The sequence below is a fragment of the Secundilactobacillus folii genome (assembly GCF_009720675.1).
Taxonomy (GTDB): domain Bacteria; phylum Bacillota; class Bacilli; order Lactobacillales; family Lactobacillaceae; genus Secundilactobacillus; species Secundilactobacillus folii.
Genome location: NZ_WNJO01000001.1, coordinates 37,174 through 54,777, shown reverse-complemented (window position 1 = coordinate 54,777; position 17,604 = coordinate 37,174). Strand labels below are relative to the sequence as shown.

21 protein-coding genes and 1 other annotated feature are annotated in these 17,604 nt (G+C 46.3%); of the genes, 1 reads left to right on the top strand and 20 read right to left on the bottom strand.

What is annotated here, in order from left to right; all coding sequences use genetic code 11:
* Positions 1 to 30: 30 nt before the first annotated feature.
* The 4 genes from priA to gmk all read right to left on the bottom strand — a co-directional run bounded on the left by priA (position 31) and on the right by gmk (position 4,622).
* A complete protein-coding gene (gene priA, locus GM612_RS00320) occupies positions 31 to 2,445 on the bottom strand; it encodes a primosomal protein N' (RefSeq protein WP_155430395.1) in 2,415 nt (804 codons plus the stop codon).
* A 1-nt stretch (position 2,446) separates the two neighbouring features.
* Complete coding sequence (gene coaBC, locus GM612_RS00315) at positions 2,447 to 3,655, bottom strand: bifunctional phosphopantothenoylcysteine decarboxylase/phosphopantothenate--cysteine ligase CoaBC (RefSeq protein ID WP_155430394.1); 1,209 nt, start codon at positions 3,653 to 3,655, stop codon at positions 2,447 to 2,449.
* A gap of 132 nt (positions 3,656 to 3,787) precedes the next feature.
* Positions 3,788 to 4,000, bottom strand: a complete 213-nt coding sequence (gene rpoZ, locus GM612_RS00310; protein WP_155430393.1) for a DNA-directed RNA polymerase subunit omega — start codon at positions 3,998 to 4,000, stop codon at positions 3,788 to 3,790.
* 1 nt (position 4,001) lies between these two features.
* Positions 4,002 to 4,622 (bottom strand): guanylate kinase, encoded by a 621-nt coding sequence (gmk, locus tag GM612_RS00305; protein ID WP_155430392.1) that lies wholly within the window; start codon positions 4,620 to 4,622, stop codon positions 4,002 to 4,004.
* A 174-nt stretch (positions 4,623 to 4,796) separates the two neighbouring features.
* Here gmk and GM612_RS00300 point away from each other — a divergent pair, with 174 nt between their 5' ends.
* Positions 4,797 to 5,123, top strand: a complete 327-nt coding sequence (locus GM612_RS00300; protein ID WP_155430391.1) for a hypothetical protein — start codon at positions 4,797 to 4,799, stop codon at positions 5,121 to 5,123.
* Between the two features lie 181 nt (positions 5,124 to 5,304).
* On the opposite strand, the gene recN is transcribed toward GM612_RS00300, so the two are convergent.
* The 16 genes from recN to GM612_RS00220 form a co-directional block, all read right to left on the bottom strand.
* Positions 5,305 to 7,017, bottom strand: coding sequence for a DNA repair protein RecN (recN, locus tag GM612_RS00295; RefSeq protein WP_343031719.1), 1,713 nt, complete (start codon positions 7,015 to 7,017; stop codon positions 5,305 to 5,307).
* Positions 7,018 to 7,109: 92 nt separating this feature from the next.
* A complete protein-coding gene (locus GM612_RS00290; protein WP_343031718.1) occupies positions 7,110 to 7,562 on the bottom strand; it encodes an arginine repressor in 453 nt (150 codons plus the stop codon).
* Between the two features lie 75 nt (positions 7,563 to 7,637).
* A complete protein-coding gene (locus GM612_RS00285) occupies positions 7,638 to 8,453 on the bottom strand; it encodes a TlyA family RNA methyltransferase (protein WP_155430390.1) in 816 nt (271 codons plus the stop codon).
* Between the two features lie 8 nt (positions 8,454 to 8,461).
* Entirely contained in the window at positions 8,462 to 9,373 is a 912-nt protein-coding gene (locus GM612_RS00280) for a polyprenyl synthetase family protein (RefSeq protein WP_155430389.1), read from the bottom strand.
* Complete coding sequence (locus GM612_RS00275) at positions 9,357 to 9,602, bottom strand: exodeoxyribonuclease VII small subunit (RefSeq protein ID WP_155430388.1); 246 nt, start codon at positions 9,600 to 9,602, stop codon at positions 9,357 to 9,359. Before GM612_RS00275 ends, GM612_RS00280 begins: the two co-directional genes overlap by 17 nt.
* A gap of 2 nt (positions 9,603 to 9,604) precedes the next feature.
* Positions 9,605 to 10,954, bottom strand: coding sequence for an exodeoxyribonuclease VII large subunit (gene xseA / locus GM612_RS00270; RefSeq protein ID WP_155430387.1), 1,350 nt, complete (start codon positions 10,952 to 10,954; stop codon positions 9,605 to 9,607).
* Between the two features lies 1 nt (position 10,955).
* On the bottom strand, positions 10,956 to 11,807 hold the full coding sequence (locus GM612_RS00265; RefSeq protein WP_155430386.1) for a bifunctional 5,10-methylenetetrahydrofolate dehydrogenase/5,10-methenyltetrahydrofolate cyclohydrolase: 852 nt from the start codon (positions 11,805 to 11,807) through the stop codon (positions 10,956 to 10,958).
* A gap of 358 nt (positions 11,808 to 12,165) precedes the next feature.
* A complete protein-coding gene (gene nusB, locus GM612_RS00260) occupies positions 12,166 to 12,603 on the bottom strand; it encodes a transcription antitermination factor NusB (RefSeq protein WP_155430385.1) in 438 nt (145 codons plus the stop codon).
* Positions 12,600 to 13,040: an Asp23/Gls24 family envelope stress response protein gene (locus GM612_RS00255; RefSeq protein ID WP_155430384.1), complete on the bottom strand. Its 441-nt coding sequence runs from the start codon at positions 13,038 to 13,040 to the stop codon at positions 12,600 to 12,602. The genes nusB and GM612_RS00255 overlap by 4 nt, the downstream gene beginning before the upstream one ends.
* 24 nt (positions 13,041 to 13,064) lie before the next feature.
* Positions 13,065 to 13,628 carry an elongation factor P gene (gene efp, locus GM612_RS00250; protein WP_155430383.1) on the bottom strand — a complete coding sequence of 188 codons (564 nt, stop codon included), beginning with the start codon at positions 13,626 to 13,628 and terminating at the stop codon, positions 13,065 to 13,067.
* Between the two features lie 84 nt (positions 13,629 to 13,712).
* Entirely contained in the window at positions 13,713 to 14,768 is a 1,056-nt protein-coding gene (locus GM612_RS00245) for a M24 family metallopeptidase (protein WP_343031717.1), read from the bottom strand.
* A gap of 68 nt (positions 14,769 to 14,836) precedes the next feature.
* The gene (gene rpmA, locus GM612_RS00240; protein ID WP_155430382.1) at positions 14,837 to 15,133 is read right to left on the bottom strand and encodes a 50S ribosomal protein L27; all 297 of its coding nucleotides are present in this window, start codon (positions 15,131 to 15,133) and stop codon (positions 14,837 to 14,839) included.
* An 18-nt stretch (positions 15,134 to 15,151) separates the two neighbouring features.
* Complete coding sequence (locus tag GM612_RS00235; RefSeq protein ID WP_155430381.1) at positions 15,152 to 15,481, bottom strand: ribosomal-processing cysteine protease Prp; 330 nt, start codon at positions 15,479 to 15,481, stop codon at positions 15,152 to 15,154.
* A gap of 19 nt (positions 15,482 to 15,500) precedes the next feature.
* Entirely contained in the window at positions 15,501 to 15,809 is a 309-nt protein-coding gene (gene rplU / locus GM612_RS00230; RefSeq protein WP_155430380.1) for a 50S ribosomal protein L21, read from the bottom strand.
* 21 nt (positions 15,810 to 15,830) lie between these two features.
* Positions 15,831 to 15,928: a sequence feature (ribosomal protein L21 leader region), on the bottom strand.
* Between the two features lie 73 nt (positions 15,929 to 16,001).
* The gene (locus GM612_RS00225) at positions 16,002 to 16,760 is read right to left on the bottom strand and encodes an acetyl-CoA carboxylase carboxyltransferase subunit alpha (protein WP_155430379.1); all 759 of its coding nucleotides are present in this window, start codon (positions 16,758 to 16,760) and stop codon (positions 16,002 to 16,004) included.
* On the bottom strand, positions 16,760 to 17,569 hold the full coding sequence (locus GM612_RS00220; RefSeq protein ID WP_246147459.1) for an acetyl-CoA carboxylase carboxyltransferase subunit beta: 810 nt from the start codon (positions 17,567 to 17,569) through the stop codon (positions 16,760 to 16,762). The genes GM612_RS00225 and GM612_RS00220 overlap by 1 nt, the downstream gene beginning before the upstream one ends.
* Positions 17,570 to 17,604: the final 35 nt, after the last annotated feature.

Genomic DNA, 17,604 nt, shown 5'->3' with positions numbered 1-17,604 from the left:
TCCTTTAAAACTAATAAGCTTTAAGCTGACTCACATAAAGCTCATCGGATTACGGTCGATAGCAATCTGTAACCCGCCTCGGCTGACCTTTTGTGCCTGACTAAGAATCTCAAACAAGGCCGAGTCAAGCTGCGGTTCTTTTTTATATTTGATGACAAGCTGATAATAGTAACGTTTATTGACCCTGGCAATGGCGCTGGGAGTCGGCCCCAATAGAATCGCTTTGGGGGTCAAGACTGTTTTAAGCTTCCTCACAATGCTGACCATCGCTTCAGCCGCTTTGTGCTCGTCAACGTCACTGGCTGTCAACTTGACCGCAAAGTAGTACGGCGGGTAATTACCGCGATGTCGCAACTGCATTTCCCGACCAAAAAACTGTTCATAATTCTGTGTCTTAGCAAGTTGGATCGCATAGTGATCTGGATTATAGGTTTGAATAAACACCTGGCCAGGCTTTTCGGCCCGGCCTGCTCGACCACTGACCTGCGTTAACAGCTGAAACGTGCGCTCACTAGCCCGAAAATCCGGTAACCCGAGCGAGGTATCCGCATTTAAAACACCCACCAGCGTCACATCTGGAAAATCAAGTCCCTTCGCAATCATTTGAGTCCCCAGTAAGATGTCTGCTTGGTGGCTGCCAAAGCGCCTTAAGAGTCTTTCGTGAGCACCCTTCCGCCGGGTCGTATCCACGTCCATACGGATGATTCGAGCCGCTGGCAGCAAGCTCTTTAATTCCTGCTCCACTTTCTGCGTGCCGGTACCATAATAACGAATGTGGCGGCTGTGGCAGTTAGGACAGATGTGGGGAATCGGTTCTTCATGACCGCAGTAATGACACTTCATGGTTTTCGTATCCATGTGCAATGTCAGTGAAATATCACAGTTTGGACACTGGAGCACAAAACCGCAGTCACGACACATCACAAATGAAGAGTAGCCCCGTCGGTTCAGCATGAGCAGCGTTTGTTCACCACGTTGCAGCCGGTCTTGAATCGCGGTCATCAGCGGTGTCGAAAAGTTAGATTCCTTATGGTGCCGTAACTCTTCAGTCATGTCGACCACCGTGACTTGCGGTAGTTGTTGCTGATTAACACGGTGGGGCAATACCAACCGCGTATAAACGTTTTTCTGCGCCCGCGCCCGGCTTTCAAGCGAAGGTGTGGCACTGCCTAAAACCACTGGGCAGTGATGATATCGACTCCGCCAAAGCGCAACGTCACGGGCGTGGTAGCGTGGATTATCTTCTTGTTTATAGCTGCCTTCGTGCTCCTCATCCACAATGATAACGCCTAAGTTTTTAAGCGGTGCAAAGACTGCGGAACGGGCACCAACGACTACCTGCGCCTCTCCGCGCTGAATCCGACGCCATTCATCAAAGCGTTCACCAGCCGATAAGCCACTGTGCAGCACAGCGACCCGCTTACCAAAACGGCCACGAACTCGGCCGACGATTTGTGGTGTGAGTGAAATTTCAGGAACTAGCATCAGTGCCTGTTTGCCCTGTTTTAAAGCGTTTGCCATGGCTTGTAAATACACTTCGGTTTTCCCGCTACCCGTCACGCCTTCCAGCAAAAACGTTTCCGGGTGCTGCTGATCAGTTGCCTCACAAATGGCATGGACAGCTTTTTCCTGGTCGGCGTTAAGGTGCAAAGCAGCCGTCTGAGCGACCGCTGTTTGGAACGGATCCCGGTAAACTTCCTTTGCCTGACGGGTGAGCCAGCCATTAGCTTCACCAGTGTTTAAAATCGTACTCGTTACTTTCAGATTGTGTTCCAGTTCGGGCTGACTAATGGGTTCGCGGTGCGCAATCAAATAATCGATCAACGTCGCCTGTTTAACGGCAGTTGACCGAAGTGCTTTGCGTGCCCGTACGAGTTCATTCGTACTCATAGCCGGTTTTACCATGGTGATTTTTTTCACATGAGACTGGTTATTCACCGCGTAGTGAACTTGAACTAGATGCTGCCGGTTCAACGTTAATAACTGTTTCACAATTTCGGGCTTCAGTGAATCGTCCCATAATAATTCAGACTGTTCACCAAAGATTTGCTGACGAACCGGCTGCGACAATTCGGGGCTTGGCTTGACCCATTTTTGGTATTTTGCCTTCAACGCATTGGGCAACATCGTTTGCAAACAGGTAATCGTAAACGCATAAGTTGTGCGTGCCAACCAACCTGCCAACTGCATCAATTCGGCATTCACAACTGGTGTCGGATCCATCACTGTATCGATGGTCTTTAACGTCACTTCCGGATCTGGTTTGGCATCCGGTTTAACCTGCCAAACAAATCCCTGAACCTTACGGCCACCATTACCAAAAGGTACAACGACCCGCATACCGGGCTGTAACTGGTCGGACAAAGCGGCCGGTATCTTATATGAATAAGGCGTGTTGGTCTGCATCGTCGGAACGTCAACGATGACCTCAGCGATTTGCGTCATACTATCCCTCTCTTTGTACTCGTTGACTGATCTGATCGACCACTTGTTGAGCGATGGTCTGTTTATCAGCCAGTGCAGTTTTAATTGGTGCGTGATCTGGTTGCAGAATAGTGACTTGATTGGTGTCGCCATTAAAGCCGACACCCGGTTTAGAGACGTCATTTGCAACTAACAGATCGAGTTGCTTACTCGTTAATTTCTGATTGGCATTATCAAGCAAATTTTGGGTCTCCGCCGCAAACCCAATTGTCATTTGCCCCGGACGCTTGAGCTTAGCCACGTCTTTTAAAATGTCTGGGGTCTTTGTTAATTCTAATGTCAGATGGTCATTATCAGCGGATTTTTTAATCTTTTGATCCACGCTATTAACCGGTTTAAAATCGGCTACTGCGGCTGCCATGACCAAAATATCACTCGTCTTAAAGGCTGTTGTGACGGCCTTTGCTAAATCTTCGGTAGAACGGACGGAAACCAGTTTAACTCCCGTTGGCGGCGTTAATTTAGTGGGTGCACTGATTAAAGTAACGACAGCTCCGCGCGACTGCATCTCGCGCGCAATCGCGTAACCCATTTTACCCGATGAATCATTAGTAATAAAGCGTACTGGGTCGATACGTTCACGCGTTCCGCCAGCGGTCACAATGACCCGCTTGCCAGTTAACGGTGTGTTATGCGGCGTTAAATCGGTAATCATGTTCATGATGGCTTGCGGTTCTGGCATTCGTCCACGGCCAGTGTAACCCTCAGCGAGAAAACCGGTGGCTGGCGCCATGATTTTTACGCCATCCTCAGATAGTGTCGCCAAATTACGCTTCATTGCTGCACTATCTAACATGTGCTGATTCATCGCTGGCACGACCAATTTAGGTGCGGTAGTTGCCATCAGTGTCAGACTAGCCATGTCATCCGCAATCCCGTTAGCCAACTTACCGATCAAGTTTGCGCTGGCAGGCGCGACAACAGCCAAGTCGGTCCAGTCAGCCAGTTCAACGTGATCCACGGCTTTGACATTCGTGCCCGCAAACATATCCGTAGCTACGGCATTTTTTGACAGCACTTGAAAGCTCAGCGGTGTAACGAAATCTGTGGCGGCTTTTGTCATCACAACTCTTACAGAGGCACCACTTTTAACCAGCAGCCTTGTTAGCGTCAAGGATTTATAAACCGCAATACTACCCGTTACGTATAATGCGACGTGTTGTTCACTCATTTTCAGTGCCCCCATTGGTTAATTAATTACCCTTAATTGTACCAGAGTCCGTCTGCCCTTGCACAAACAAACCGCCGTTCCAACCCGAACCACGGGGTTAAAACAGCGGTTTAAATATGACAATGATTCAAATTAGTCGTGATCTTCTTCATCTGGGTCTATAATCACCTTACCGGCAGCAATTTCTTCAAGTGCTCGGCCGATAGTTTTAGGTGACTCATACGAATCAAGCAGCGGCTTAGCGCCGGCATCCAATTCGTGAGCTCGCTTGCTGGCAAGCATGATCAGCGAATAACGGGAATCCACACGTTCTAGTAACTTATCAACTGATGGGTATAATAACATTTTATTCGTCTCCCTCTAATAGCATCTGTTCATAGTCTGGCATTACCCGTGAGACCCGCAATCTTTCCGAACGAATAATCGTCCGAATACGGGCAACGGCGCTGTCGACTTCATCATTGACGACCGCATAATCGTAGTTGCGCATCATCTTGATCTCTCCAACCGCTTTCTTGATTCGCGCATTAATAACGCTCATCTCTTCAGTACCACGATTAATCAAACGGTGTTTCAATTCCATCAGGTCAGGCGGTGTCAGGAAAACGAAAACGGCGTCGGGACAGTTAGCCCGAACCTGCATCGCTCCGTTGACTTCGATCTCCAAAAAAACGTCCTTGCCTGAATCCAAGGTCTCATTAACATATTTTAATGGCGTGCCATAGTAGTTGTCAACGTATTTGGCATATTCCAGCATTTCACCATTCTTAATGTTCTCTTCAAACTGATGCTTCGAAACGAAGAAATAGTCGACCCCATTTTTTTCACCCTCACGTGGCTTACGCGTAGTCATTGAAATGGAGTACTGAAAGTCAGTATCCGGTTCGTCAAAGAGGGCCTTACGAACGGTTCCTTTGCCAACACCAGAAGGACCGGAAAGCACAATCAACATACCTCTTTTTGTCATTACATGAGATCCCCTTACATATTTTCGGCGTGATAATAAGACCCATTATCGCACGTCACGCAACGATTTGACAAGTTATAGATGATAAATAATAAAATTAATCATTTTCAGCTTGCAAAATCAAACATAGGTTCGTATAATAATAAATGCAAACAAATGTTCGAGGTGATAAAAATGTCAAACCAAGTCTCCGCAATTAGAAAAATTTCATCACAAATTAATGACCGTTACCGTCAATTTTTAGATTTAGATCCCCTTGATCCATTACAAATGCCTGACAGTCAACTCGATTATTTCTTAACACAAGCATTGAACCGTCATTACAATGTCACGCTACATCTTAATACCAATTCAAATGAGGATGGCGAAGACGCTACGATGGCAGGATATTTAACCAAGGGGCCAAAAGATACTTTCCTGGTGAGCGTGGCTGATCAAAAGATCACCCAATTAGTTCACACTCCTCAAATTAAATTTATTGAACGTAACGATTACCGCTAAATTGAAGTCATCATTTTAAAAAAGCCACTTGCTAGTTTGATGCGCCTATCCGCCCATCGAACTAGTTTTTTTGTGTTTAATCCCAGCAGCCTTTGAAAGTGACCGTAAAATTGTCAACACTAAGGGGTTCTCAAAATCTAACGCGATTGCTTTGCACTGATCTTGAGAGCCCCGTTAGTAATTATTTGCTTTTTACCCGTTGTTTTTTTTCGTCAACTGCCATATCCAATAATTCTTTAGCGTGGTCGAGTGTTAATTCCGTGACCGTCGTCCCGGCCAACATCCGTGCTAGCTCTTTGACCCGAGCTGGCCGATCCAGGCGGGCAATGTGCGTTTCGGTCCGGTTGCCCTTGATCTCTTTAGCTATGAAGTAGTGGTGATCACTCATGGCGGCCACCTGTGGTAAATGCGTGATGCAAAGCACTTGGGAGTTATTGGCAATGCCACTGATTTTTTCAGCAATTGCCTGGGCGACCCGGCCGGATACCCCAGTATCCACTTCATCGAAAATAATCGACGTTACACCCTGCGACTGAGAGAAAATCGTTTTAAGTGCCAGCATCAATCGTGATAACTCACCACCAGAGGCGATCTTAGCCAACGGCCGAATCTCTTCACCTGGATTAGGCTGAATGTAAAACTCCACGTCATCCATTCCAGTCGCAAAAAACTGATCTGCTGAGACTTCTTTAAATCGAACTTGAAAGACCGTTTTTGCCATGTAAAGATCCTTTAATTCCGACTTAATGGCAGCTTCGAGCTTAGTAGCCACTTGATGGCGTTTTGCAGATAGCTTTTGCCCGTATTTGACCAATTGCTGCTGCTTTTGATCCAGTTGTTCATCCAGGTCACCTTCGTCAATTTCGGCGGCTTCCATGTCTGTCAACTCTTTTTTAATTCTATCTAAATAGGTCAAAATCTGCTGCTCAGAATCACCGTACTTGCGTTTGAGCTGATGAATGACATTTAAACGTTGTTCGATCTCATCCAGCTTATTATCGTCATATTCCAGCAAGTCCACCTGCTTTGATAGCTCTCCAGACGCGTCTTGTAAGGCATAGTAAGCCGATTGCAGTGATTCAAACAACTGCTTAAAAGCGGGGTCTAAGTCAGCAATTGTCGACAGCGAATTCATCGCCTCACCGCTTAAATCGAGTGCCCCAGTGGCTTCTTCATCACCGTTTAGAGCCAAAAAGCCCTCCTGCAAAGCGGTATTGATCTTTTGGTAATTCATCAATCGATCGCGCTGCTGGGTCAACGAATTTTCTTCATCTGGTTGCAGTTGAGCATCTTCAATTTCTTTGACTTGAAACCGCAGCATGTCTAAACGTTGGGCCCATTCTTTTTGGTGTGTATTTCGCGAAACCATTGAATGGTGCAGACGCTGATAATCTTGATAAGTTGTCTGATACTGTTGCTTGATTTTTTGGAGTGGCGTGCCGCCAAATTCGTCTAGCAGGCGTAAATGCTTATCTGGTTGCATGAGCTCTTGATGTTCATTTTGACCATGAATATCAACAATCGTCTCGCCCAACTGTTTCAGAGTCGACGTGTTGACCAACATCCCGTTGATTCGGCAAATATTGCGTCCACTCCGGTAAATTTCACGTTGTAAAATAACGGTTCCGTCATCGTGGTCGATACCAAGGTCATCCAGTTGCTGGTAGGTCTGACCGTTTTTGGGAAATACAAATGCGCCCTGAATGACTGCTTTGTCAGCACCCGTTCGGACAAAGTGCTGCGAACCGCGACCGCCTGCTAGCAAACCAACCGCGTCGATAATGATTGACTTACCAGCACCGGTCTCACCAGTCAAAACGGTCATGCCTTCCTCGAATTCAACATCCAAGCTAGCAATGATTGCAAAATTTTTGATTGAAAGTTCTTGTAGCACCGTTTTACCCCCTGTAATTTGTCTAGGCTAATTATAACCGATAACTCAAAAACGAGCTAGACCAGAAGTTTAACTCAAGTCTAACTCGCGCCTTAATTTAATAGTTCTTCAATGGTTTCCTGCAGCTGCAACGCGCCCTCCGCATCTTTACAGATTGCCAGCACCGTTTGGTCATCACCAATCGTCCCAAAAACGTAATCGTACTTCATTTGGTCGATCAGAGTCGAGATGGCGGGACCGTTACCTGGAAGGACCTTGATTAAAACATCCTTGTCCTGAACCGCGATACTGACGTAGGCATCTTGCAAAGTATGCTTCAATTTCTTTTTAGTGTCCAATTTCTTTTGAATCGGCATATTATACCGGTAACCGCCAGAAGCGGCCGGCACTTTCACCAATTGCATCTCTTTGATATCCCTTGAAATGGTAGCCTGAGTTACATAAATATTTTGCTCCTTTAACAGGCGAACAAAATCCTCCTGACGTTCAATGTCTTGAGTCGTCAATAATTGGCGTATCAAGCGCTGTCTGTCCTGTTTCTTCACGTTACCATCTCCTTAGGATATCATTTAGTAACATAATACCGCTAAGAGGCATATTTTAAAAGCTATTTGATAATTTTATGCAGTTAATATCCGATGGGCGTCACTGACAGTTTCGGCTACATCAATAGTTGGGGCAATCGCAGGCGTCCCAGTAGCTGATTTCAAGTGGATCAAAAACTCGATGTTACCTTCGCCCCCAGTGATGGGTGAAAAGTCCAAATGCAGCGGGCTAAACCCGCTATCTAAGGCGAGTTGAATCACTTTTTGAATCACTTCTTCATGAATCTTTGGATCCTTGACGATCCCGTGTTTGCCAACGTGCTCCCGACCGGCCTCAAACTGCGGTTTGATCAGGGCAACAACCTCACCATTTTCGGCCAGGATTTGCTTTAACGGCGGTAGGATCAGGCTAAGGGAAATAAACGAAACGTCGATGGAAGAAAAGGTTGGCCGTCCCTGGCTAAAGTCCGCCGGTTTGCTGTAGCGGAAATTAGTATGTTCCATCACCACCACACGAGGATCCTGACGCAGTTTCCAGACCAATTGGTTGCTGCCCACATCCAGTGCATAAGATAATTTAGCACCATTTTGAAGCATGACGTCAGTAAAACCACCCGTCGAAGACCCAATGTCCAGCACGATACGATCTTGAACGCTGATTTGAAAGACTTTCAGTGCCTTGGCCAGTTTTAAACCGCCACGGCTAACGTATGGCAGTGGCTTACCCTTAATATGTAGATCCGTATCCACGGGGATCTTGACCCCCGGTTTGTCGAGCCGCTCCTCGTTATCACCAAGAACTTCACCGGCCATAACTGCCCGTTTAGCTTGTTCACGGGACTCAAAAAGCCCCTTAGTCACTAATAAGACATCAACACGTTGTTTCTGCATGATTTCTCCTATTCCTTAATTTGAAAATAACTGCAAAATGACAATAATAATTGATAAGAATGGCCGGTCTTGCTTGCCAGATCAGTTAAACTTTGTTCAGCTTGACCAACAACTGCTTTGAGGCGCGTTTTTGTGCCTTCGATCCCAAATAACCCGGGATAGGTATTTTTGGCTTCGCTTGCGTCCTTATGCGTCTTTTTGCCTAACTCGGCAGCGGTTGCTGTGACGTCCAGTAAATCATCATAAATTTGATAGGCCAGACCAAACTGATCTGCAAATTGGAGTAGTGCCACCCGTTCAGTCGCTGGTACTTCAGCCATAATGCAGCCTGCTTCAACTGCGTAGTGCAGCAAAGCACCCGTTTTTTGACGGTGAAGTTTAGCTAGCTCTTCAATTTTAAGCTGGAGATGCTCACTAGAAATATCCTGTGCCTGGCCAGCGACCATTCCAGCAGGCCCTGCAGCATGACTCAAAGCGCTAACAAGTGCTAATTGTTGGGTCGCAGGTAAGTCAGCATGGCATAACCATTCGAAGGCCAGCGTCAAAAGACCATCTCCGGCAAGCGTCGCCATACCAGCACCAAATTTCACGTGGTTAGTTGGTAAGCCACGCCGCAGCTCATCATTATCCATTGCCGGTAGGTCATCATGAATCAATGAATAAGTATGCAGAAGTTCCAACGCACTGGTTGCCATTAGCTGGCCATCAGTGGGTTGATCGTGATAGGTTTGCAAAACAGCAAGCGTCAGCAACGGCCGCAACCGTTTACCACCTGCATTTACCGAATAGATCATCGCTCGCTGTAAAATTGGCTGGTCGATCCAGTCGTGGTTGAGCTGCTGAAGGGTTTGGTTGATGCGTGGCACGTAGGTCGCCTCAAACTGTTTAAGTTGCTGCTTCAGGTTACTCTTCTTTACCATCTGTATCATCCTTTGGGGCTTCAAACTGTTCCGTCGTGTCATCATCTTTCATCATTTTGGCCAGCGTTTTTTCGGCTCCTGTCAGCTTGACTTGGAGATCATGGCTCAAGGCGACCCCCTGCTTAAATTGTTCCAAAGCCTGTTCAAGCGGTACATTACCCTTTTCCAATTCCGTCACAATTTGTTCTAGATGGTTTAGATTCTCTTCAAAAGTTGGTTTTTCACTCATGATTATTCGTCCTTTTCGTTTGGTTGGATTGATTTAATCGTTGCGGCTGCTCGACCATTGACTAAGTGCATAGTCACATCGTCCTTAGGGTGCAGTTGCGAAACATCGGCGATCACTTTGTCATGACTGGTAACGTAACTATAGCCCCGGCCCATGATTTTAAGAGGACTTAAGTAGTCTAGGGACTGCGCTAATTCAGTGACGCGCTGTTTTTGCTGCTGGTAATCCTGTCGCATTGCCCGTCTTAACCGGTCAACTAGGTCGCGCCGACTCTGCTCTAACTGTGAAATTTGATTCGCCGGGGATGCCATGCGTAATCGCTGGTCAATGGCTTGAATCTGAGTGGTCACAAGGCTCAAGCGATGGGTCATATTTTGCTGCAATGCATTGGTCAATTGATCGACTTTTTGACTGTAGCCTTCATAGAGTCGTTCGGGTTGTTGAAATACATAGGTGTTGCGTAACTTCTTTAACCGTTCCTGATACATTGCCAGCTCGTTTTGAAAAGCATTCAATAAGCGAACCCGGTCCTGATTGATCTCCAAAAGGACATCACTTAAAACCGGCACAGCTAATTCAGCCGCAGCAGTTGGGGTCGCAGCACGAACATCCGCAACCAAATCAGCAATCGTCGTATCAGTCTCATGGCCAACAGAAGAAATCACTGGAATTTGACTATCAAAAATGGCTCGGGCGACGGCCTCTTCATTAAAGGGCCAGAGATCTTCTATTGAACCACCGCCACGACCGATGATCAGGGTATCAAAGTTACCGATCTGATTGACCCGCTGAATCTGTCGAACTATGTCACCGGCTGCTTCATTACCCTGAACCAGGGCAGGAAACAAAACAATCTGGGCAATTGGATAGCGTCGACGAGTAGTCGTGATAATGTCTCGAATCACTGCCCCACTGGGACTCGTCACAACGGCAATTTGTTTTGGAAAACGTGGCAGGGGCTTTTTAGGGGCGGAAAAGACGCCTTCCTGTTCCAACTTACGTTTTAATTGTTCATAGGCCTGGTAAAATTGACCAACGCCATCCGGTTCCATGTGGTCCACGTAGATTTGATAACTGCCACTGGGTTCGTATAGCGAGATGCGTCCCGTAACCAGTACCTTCATCCCCTCTTCAGGGGTAAACTTAACCTTTGCAAACGCCGACTTGAACATGATAGCGTTAATTTTAGCGTGGTCGTCTTTGAGGCTAAAATACTGGTGAGCGTTCGGCCGTAACCGAAAATTGGAGATTTCGCCAGTCAGATAAACTTTACCCAAGTAGGGATCCACGTCGAATTTACGTTTGATATAGCTTGTCAGCGCGCTGACAGTCAAATAGTCCTTAGGTTCCAAATTATTCACTCCATTTTGCAAGTTCAACAGTCTGCTGCATCAACGTCGCAATGGTCATGGGTCCAACACCACCGGGAACTGGCGTGAGCTTACCAGCCACACTGAACGCGCTATCAAAATCGACATCACCCGTCAGTTTACCGTTGGCATCGTGATCCATACCAACATCGATCACCGTTGCACCAGGTTTGATGTCACTGCCCTTGATCAGGTGAGCAATGCCCGTTGCCACCACCAAAATATCAGCTTGGCGTGTATAGTCAGTCATGCCTTTAGTTTGGGTGTGAACGACCGTTACCGTAGCACCTGCATTTAATAACAAAGCTGCCATCGGGCGACCCACAATATTGGACCGACCGACGACCACAGCGTTGGCGCCAGTAAGTTCAACGTTTTCAGCCCGTAACAGTGTCATGATGCCCTTAGGGGTGCAAGAGACGGGAAAATTCAGTTTGGCATTCGTATACAATTTACCAACGTTGACCGGATGAAACCCGTCAACGTCTTTAGCCGGTGAAATCGCCCGTGTGATAGCCGCTTCATCAATCTGTTTTGGTAGTGGCGACTGAACTAAAATAGCGTGAATACTTGAATCCCTATTATAGCCATCGATGACACTCAGCAAGGCCTCTTGACTAGTATCTGCAGGCAGACGCTTAATTTCTGACAGGATCCCGATTTTGTCAGCCTTTCGATGCTTATTACGAACGTAAATTTGACTCGCTTCATCACCACCCACAATGATTACTACAAGTTTAGGTGAAATACCACGTGCCTTTAAATCATCAACTTTCGCTTTCGTTTGAACGTTTAGTTGCTGAGCCCATTGTTTACCATCAATTATTTCTGCCATCGCATTCACTCTCACTATCTGCCCTGATTTGAAAAATCTACTGCCTACCATTTTATCACATTTCAATCTCTAAAGCGGCAACGAGAGCGACTTTGAAATCGAAAATCACACTGATTTTTTAATGAGCTGAGTGACGATTACTTAGGCGTGCTGGTCTTCAAAAGCTCATCGACATGCCAACCAGTCAATTTCAAAAATCCCGGTAACAGTTAAGGGGTGTCTCAAAGGTATCAGCAAGCCTCATTGACAACCAACAATTAATCCGCACAAAAAAGGCAGCCCAGTTGAAAAAGCTTCACTAGTCTGCCTAACGCACTTTGCGAGATTGATCCGCATGAATACGTCATTTTTTTGAATCTTATTTTTCGGTTTCATTTTTATCCGGTTCGATTTCATGGGACAAAACACCGTTCACAAAGCGGCGTGAACGATCATCACTAAATTGTTTTGCCAATTCCAAAGCTTCATTAACTGCAACCCGTTTTGGAATATCGGTTTGATAATCTAGTTCATAAAAGGCAATTCGTAAAATCACCAAATCAGTTTTAGCAATTCGCGGCAATGCCCAACCCGCACTCAGATACTTGGTAATCTGCTGGTCAAGCTGATCCTGGTGATTCAAGACACCCTCAACCAGGGTTTCAAGGTATGCTGGGACAGCTACAGTTTGATCGTCTTCATCCGACAACAACTGCTGAAAGATCACGTGCCGATCTGCCTCCGGGTTAGCATTCATTGCAAATAACGTTTGAAAAGCTCGAATCCGAATCTGGTGTCGGGTTAATTCTTCAGTCATTTATCGTCACCATTTTCACTTTCATCATCTTCAAAAATGTTGTTTGGATCAACAGTCGAAGTTGTTTTTTCAGGAATCACACCCTGAATATGGACGTTAACTTCTGAGATTCGTAAATCCGTCATGAATAATAACTGCTGTTTGACCTGCTCTTGAATTGCTAAAGCAACCTTTGGTACGGAGACGCCGTAGTTCAAATAGACGTAAACATCAACGTTTAACGCGTCACCATTTAATGATAGTTTAACGCCCTTACCGCGCTCTTTTTTGCCAAACAGTTCATTAACACTGTTAGCGAGCGAACCGCGCATTCTGGCAACGCCCTCGACGTTACTAGCAGCAATACCGGCAACAATTTCAAGAACTTGTGGTGCAACTTCAATTCTGCCTAAAACAGGCTCGGTTGCTTTTAAAACAATGTTCGTATCTTCAGCCAATTTCAAGCCTCCGTTTCAAAAAGATCAGTTGGCACGTGAGATGTATGACCCATCCTGGGTGTTAATTGAAAGCTTGTCGCCCTCGTTAACAAAGAATGGCACTTGAACCACTAAGCCGGTGTCCATAGTAGCGGGTTTTGAACCGCCAGAAGCCGTGTTGCCCTTGATTCCTGGTTCAGTTGCCGTGACCGTCAAAACAACCGTGTTCGGCACTTCAATTCCTAACGTCTCTGAGCCATACTGAACCAAGTTCACTTCCATATTCTCTTGCAAGTATGGTAATTGATCCTTGATGGTGTCATCTGGGACAGCAATTTGTTCGTAATTATCAGTATCCATAAAGACCCGCGAATCACCGTCAGCATAGAGGTACTGCATCTTACGGGTTTCAATAGGTGCCTGTTCCATCTTAGCACCAGCACGGAAAGTCTTTTCTTGAACGGCACCGGTTCTCAAGTTCTTTAACTTAGAACGAACAAAGGCGCCCCCCTTACCTGGCTTAACGTGTTGGAATTCAATGATGCGCCAGATTGCGTTGTCAACTTCAATTGTTAATCCATTTTTAAAATCTGCTGTAGAAATTGCCATATTGTGTTTCCTCCTAAATAATTCTTTCTAATGATACCAACTAACGGCCTATAATTGCAAGCTCACCGTTAAATAAATCACGAATCATAAGATCATCAAGTCCGTTGGCTCATCAGTTAAAATCTGCTGGCCAGTATTCGTCACCAAAACATCATCCTCAATTCGAATACCGCCTAATCCTGGTAAATAAATCCCTGGCTCAACGGTCACGACGTTATTGACCGTCATTTGGTCTTCTGAACGGGTTGACAGGGCCGGTCCTTCATGAATATCAAGGCCGATGCCATGTCCCGTACCGTGGTTGAAATATTTTCCATAGCCAGCGTCCGTAATGATCTCACGACCAATTTCATCCAAGCGTTTGCCTGAAACTCCGGGTTTAACGGCTTGAATGATGGCCCTTTGTGCTTCACGCACGATTTGATAAACGTGTTTCAATTTATCTCCCGGATTGCCTAGTGCAACGGTTCGGGTCATATCTGAAGTGTAACCATTGAATTCATAACCGAAATCGATCGTGATCATTTCTCCGTTTTGGATTGTTCGGCTGGTTGCAGCTCCATGCGGTAGTGCGGCACGAGTCCCGCTAGCAACGATCGTGTCAAAACTTGGCTTTTGCGCTCCGAGAGATTTCATGATCGCGTCTAATCGATTAGCCAGTTCACGTTCCGTTACACCCGGTTTAATGATGGGGAGTAACTGGTTAAATCCGGTCACGGTCAACTGGCACGCTTTTTTGATATCCGCTAATTCTTCAGGTGATTTAACCTCACGCATTTGTTCGATCAACTGGGTCATTGGCACGATGTCAGCTGCCATTATCTCGTCAATCAAATCGTAATCATGATAGGGTAGCGTATCTTCAAAGCCCATGACAGCAACGGCTTCACGAGTGACTTGCTGAGCTGCTGCGTGAAAGTATTGCCGGGTAATAATAACGTCAAAGTCATGTGGTTTTTGCGCTAATTCAGTTTCATAGCGTGAATCAGTGATCACAAAGGTGCGTGCACCCGTGATCAGAACCACACCATCCCCGTCAAAACCCGTTAAGTATTTTTTATTCACCGTGTTAGTTACGAGAAAAGCATCAATCCTCAAATCCTCAAACTGTGCCTGCAGTGCTCGAACTCTATTTACCACTTGCGTTACCCCTCCCTTTAAATCAAAATCACGTCAAATAAAAAAGGCCCTCACGGGGCCTTTTTTGATTATCTTGCTGCGGCTTCTGTTACAGGGTAAACAGAAACTTGGCGTTTGTCACGGCCCTTACGTTCAAAGCGAACGACACCGTCGACCTTTGAAAATAAAGTATCGTCGTTTCCACGCATAACGTTGGCACCTGGATAGATGTGCGTTCCACGTTGACGGTAAAGAATTGAACCACTGGTTACAGTTGAACCATCAGCAGCCTTCGTACCCAGACGACGTCCAGCTGAATCACGACCGTTGGCAGTAGAACCACCACCTTTATGGTGAGAGAAGAATTGTAAGTTCATTTCTAACATGAGTTTCACCTCCAGAAATTAGTTGATTCGAATGTAACTCGAATATTGTTTTTCAACATCTAAAAGTCCATTTTGAAAACTTTGTAATAATGCCTGACTAATTCGATCTTGAATATAGTCATCGACCGGCGGCATTCTTAGGCTTAAATAGCCACCTTCATCGGGCTTAGAAACCACGACTGGCTTAATTGAAGCCACTGAGGCCAAACCATTAACGGTACTGATTGACAACGCCGAAACAGCAGAACACACAATGTCACTGCCGTATGGGCTACTGTCCGCATGACCAGTTAATTTGAAACCGACGATTCGATCGTCATTATCATAATCAAATGCTGCTTGAATCATGAATGATCACCCACAGAACTTAAGCATTGATAGCGTCGATAACAACCTTGGTATATGGTTGACGATGACCAACCTTCGTGTGTTGACCCTTCTTAGGCTTGTACTTGAAGGTCACGACCTTCTTTTCACGGCCTTGCTTTTCAACTGTTCCTGATACCGAAGCACCGGAAACTAACGGTGTCCCAACTTTTGTTGAATCACCACCAACGAAAACAACTTGGTCAAAAGTGACCTTGTCGCCAGCCTTGGCGTCGAGTTTTTCAACGTAAACAGTTTCACCTTGTTGAACGCGGTATTGCTTACCGCCAGTTACGATAATTGCGTACATGTATGTGCACCTCCTTCTTAATTAAACACTCAGACTCGCCGGAAACAAGCGCCAAACTGCCGATTCAAAGGAATATAGGCAGCGATCTTAATACTTGGCCCGTGCGGTTGTAGCTGTGGAAGCCCACAAATACAACAAACTGTATTTTACAAAACATCCAGCGGTTCGTCAACCCCCCGGGCTAACAAATCGCTAGAATTTTCTGAAGAACGCAGCTCTTCTTGTTAGCCGCTGTTCAACACTTTGTTGACTTAATCGCTCCAGAGTGGTTGTCATCGCCGTTTGAAGGGACCCGTCCGCCAACATATCTTCTGGAATGATTCGGTGAATCGCGTGCTGCTCGAGTAGCCACTCAGGTGTTAAGCGCATCAAATCAGCCGCCTTATCAGCCAAGTGCGCATCCTTCCACATGATGGAAGCAAACCCCTCTGGAGATAGAATTGAATACATACTATTTTCAAACATCCAAATCTCATCCGAACAGGCAAGCGCTAGCGCACCGCCTGAACCAGCTTCGCCAACGATCAGCGTCAGAATCGGTACTTTTAACTTTAACATCTGCCGGATATTTTGCGCAATCATTTGCCCTTGTCCGGAAGCTTCCGCATCCGCACCCGGGTATGCACCTGGGGTATTAATCAGAGTTATAATAGGAAAGTTTAATTTTTCAGCCGTTTCCATGACCCTGAGTGCCTTTCGATACCCAGTGGGTTCAGGGCTACCAAAATGGGTGGCCATTCGTTCCTCTAGGGTATTGCCCTTTTGAGTAGCCACTAGTGCAACGGGATGACCACCAAGTTTAGCTAGGCCGGCAATGATTGCTGGGTCATCACCTGCCACTTGATCACCATGCATTTCAAAAAAGTCGCTAAATAGGCGGTCAATGATATCAGCCATGTTTGCTTTCCGGTCACTCCTGGCGCCCGCAATGATCGATTCTGTATCAGACATTAGTCACCACCCCACTTTTTAGCAGTCAAAATTCCCAAAAGTTGCTCCAGTCGTCCGGGTAAAGCCTCACGACTAACAATTTCATCGATAAATCCGCGCTTATAACCGTTCTCGACGCTTTGAAAATCAGCTGGTAGCTGCTTGTTAATGGTTTGTTCGATGACCCGTTTGCCAGTAAATCCTAACAGGGCTTTGGGCTCCGCCAAAGTGATGTCTGCCTGACTAGCAAAGCTAGCGGTTACTCCGCCCGTTGTGGGATCCATAATGACAGAGATAAAGGCCAGGCCAGCGTCAGAATGGTCGTTAACAGCCTGCGAAATTTTGGCCATTTGCATTAGAGAATAGATGCCTTCCTGCATCCTTGCCCCACCTGAGGCGGTCAGTAAAATCACGGCCAAATGCTGACTGGTCGCTTTTTCAAACAGACGCGTAATTCGTTCACCGTTTGCTGTCCCCAAACTGCCCATAATAAAAAGTGGATCCATAATGCCTAACGCTGCTGTTTGGGAACCAATCTGCGCCTTACCAGTTAATACACCATCTTTGAGGTGGGTGGTTGACTGGGCCTTTTTGATTTTACGTTCATAATCAGGAAATTCTGTGGGGTCAGCGGTTTCAAGGCCTGCATCCCACTCGTCAAAATGGTGCGTGAGCATGCGCAAACGTCGGTGAGCTGTCACGCGAAAGCCGTAACCACACTCGGGACAAACTTTATACTGGCCTGCCCGCTTGAAGTAAAAACTCGCCCCGCAGTGTGGGCAGACCATCCAGATTCCGTTTGGCACCTTGGCCTGATAGTGTTTCAGCATGGAAACGGAACGCGAAGAAAACCGCTTCACGTGTT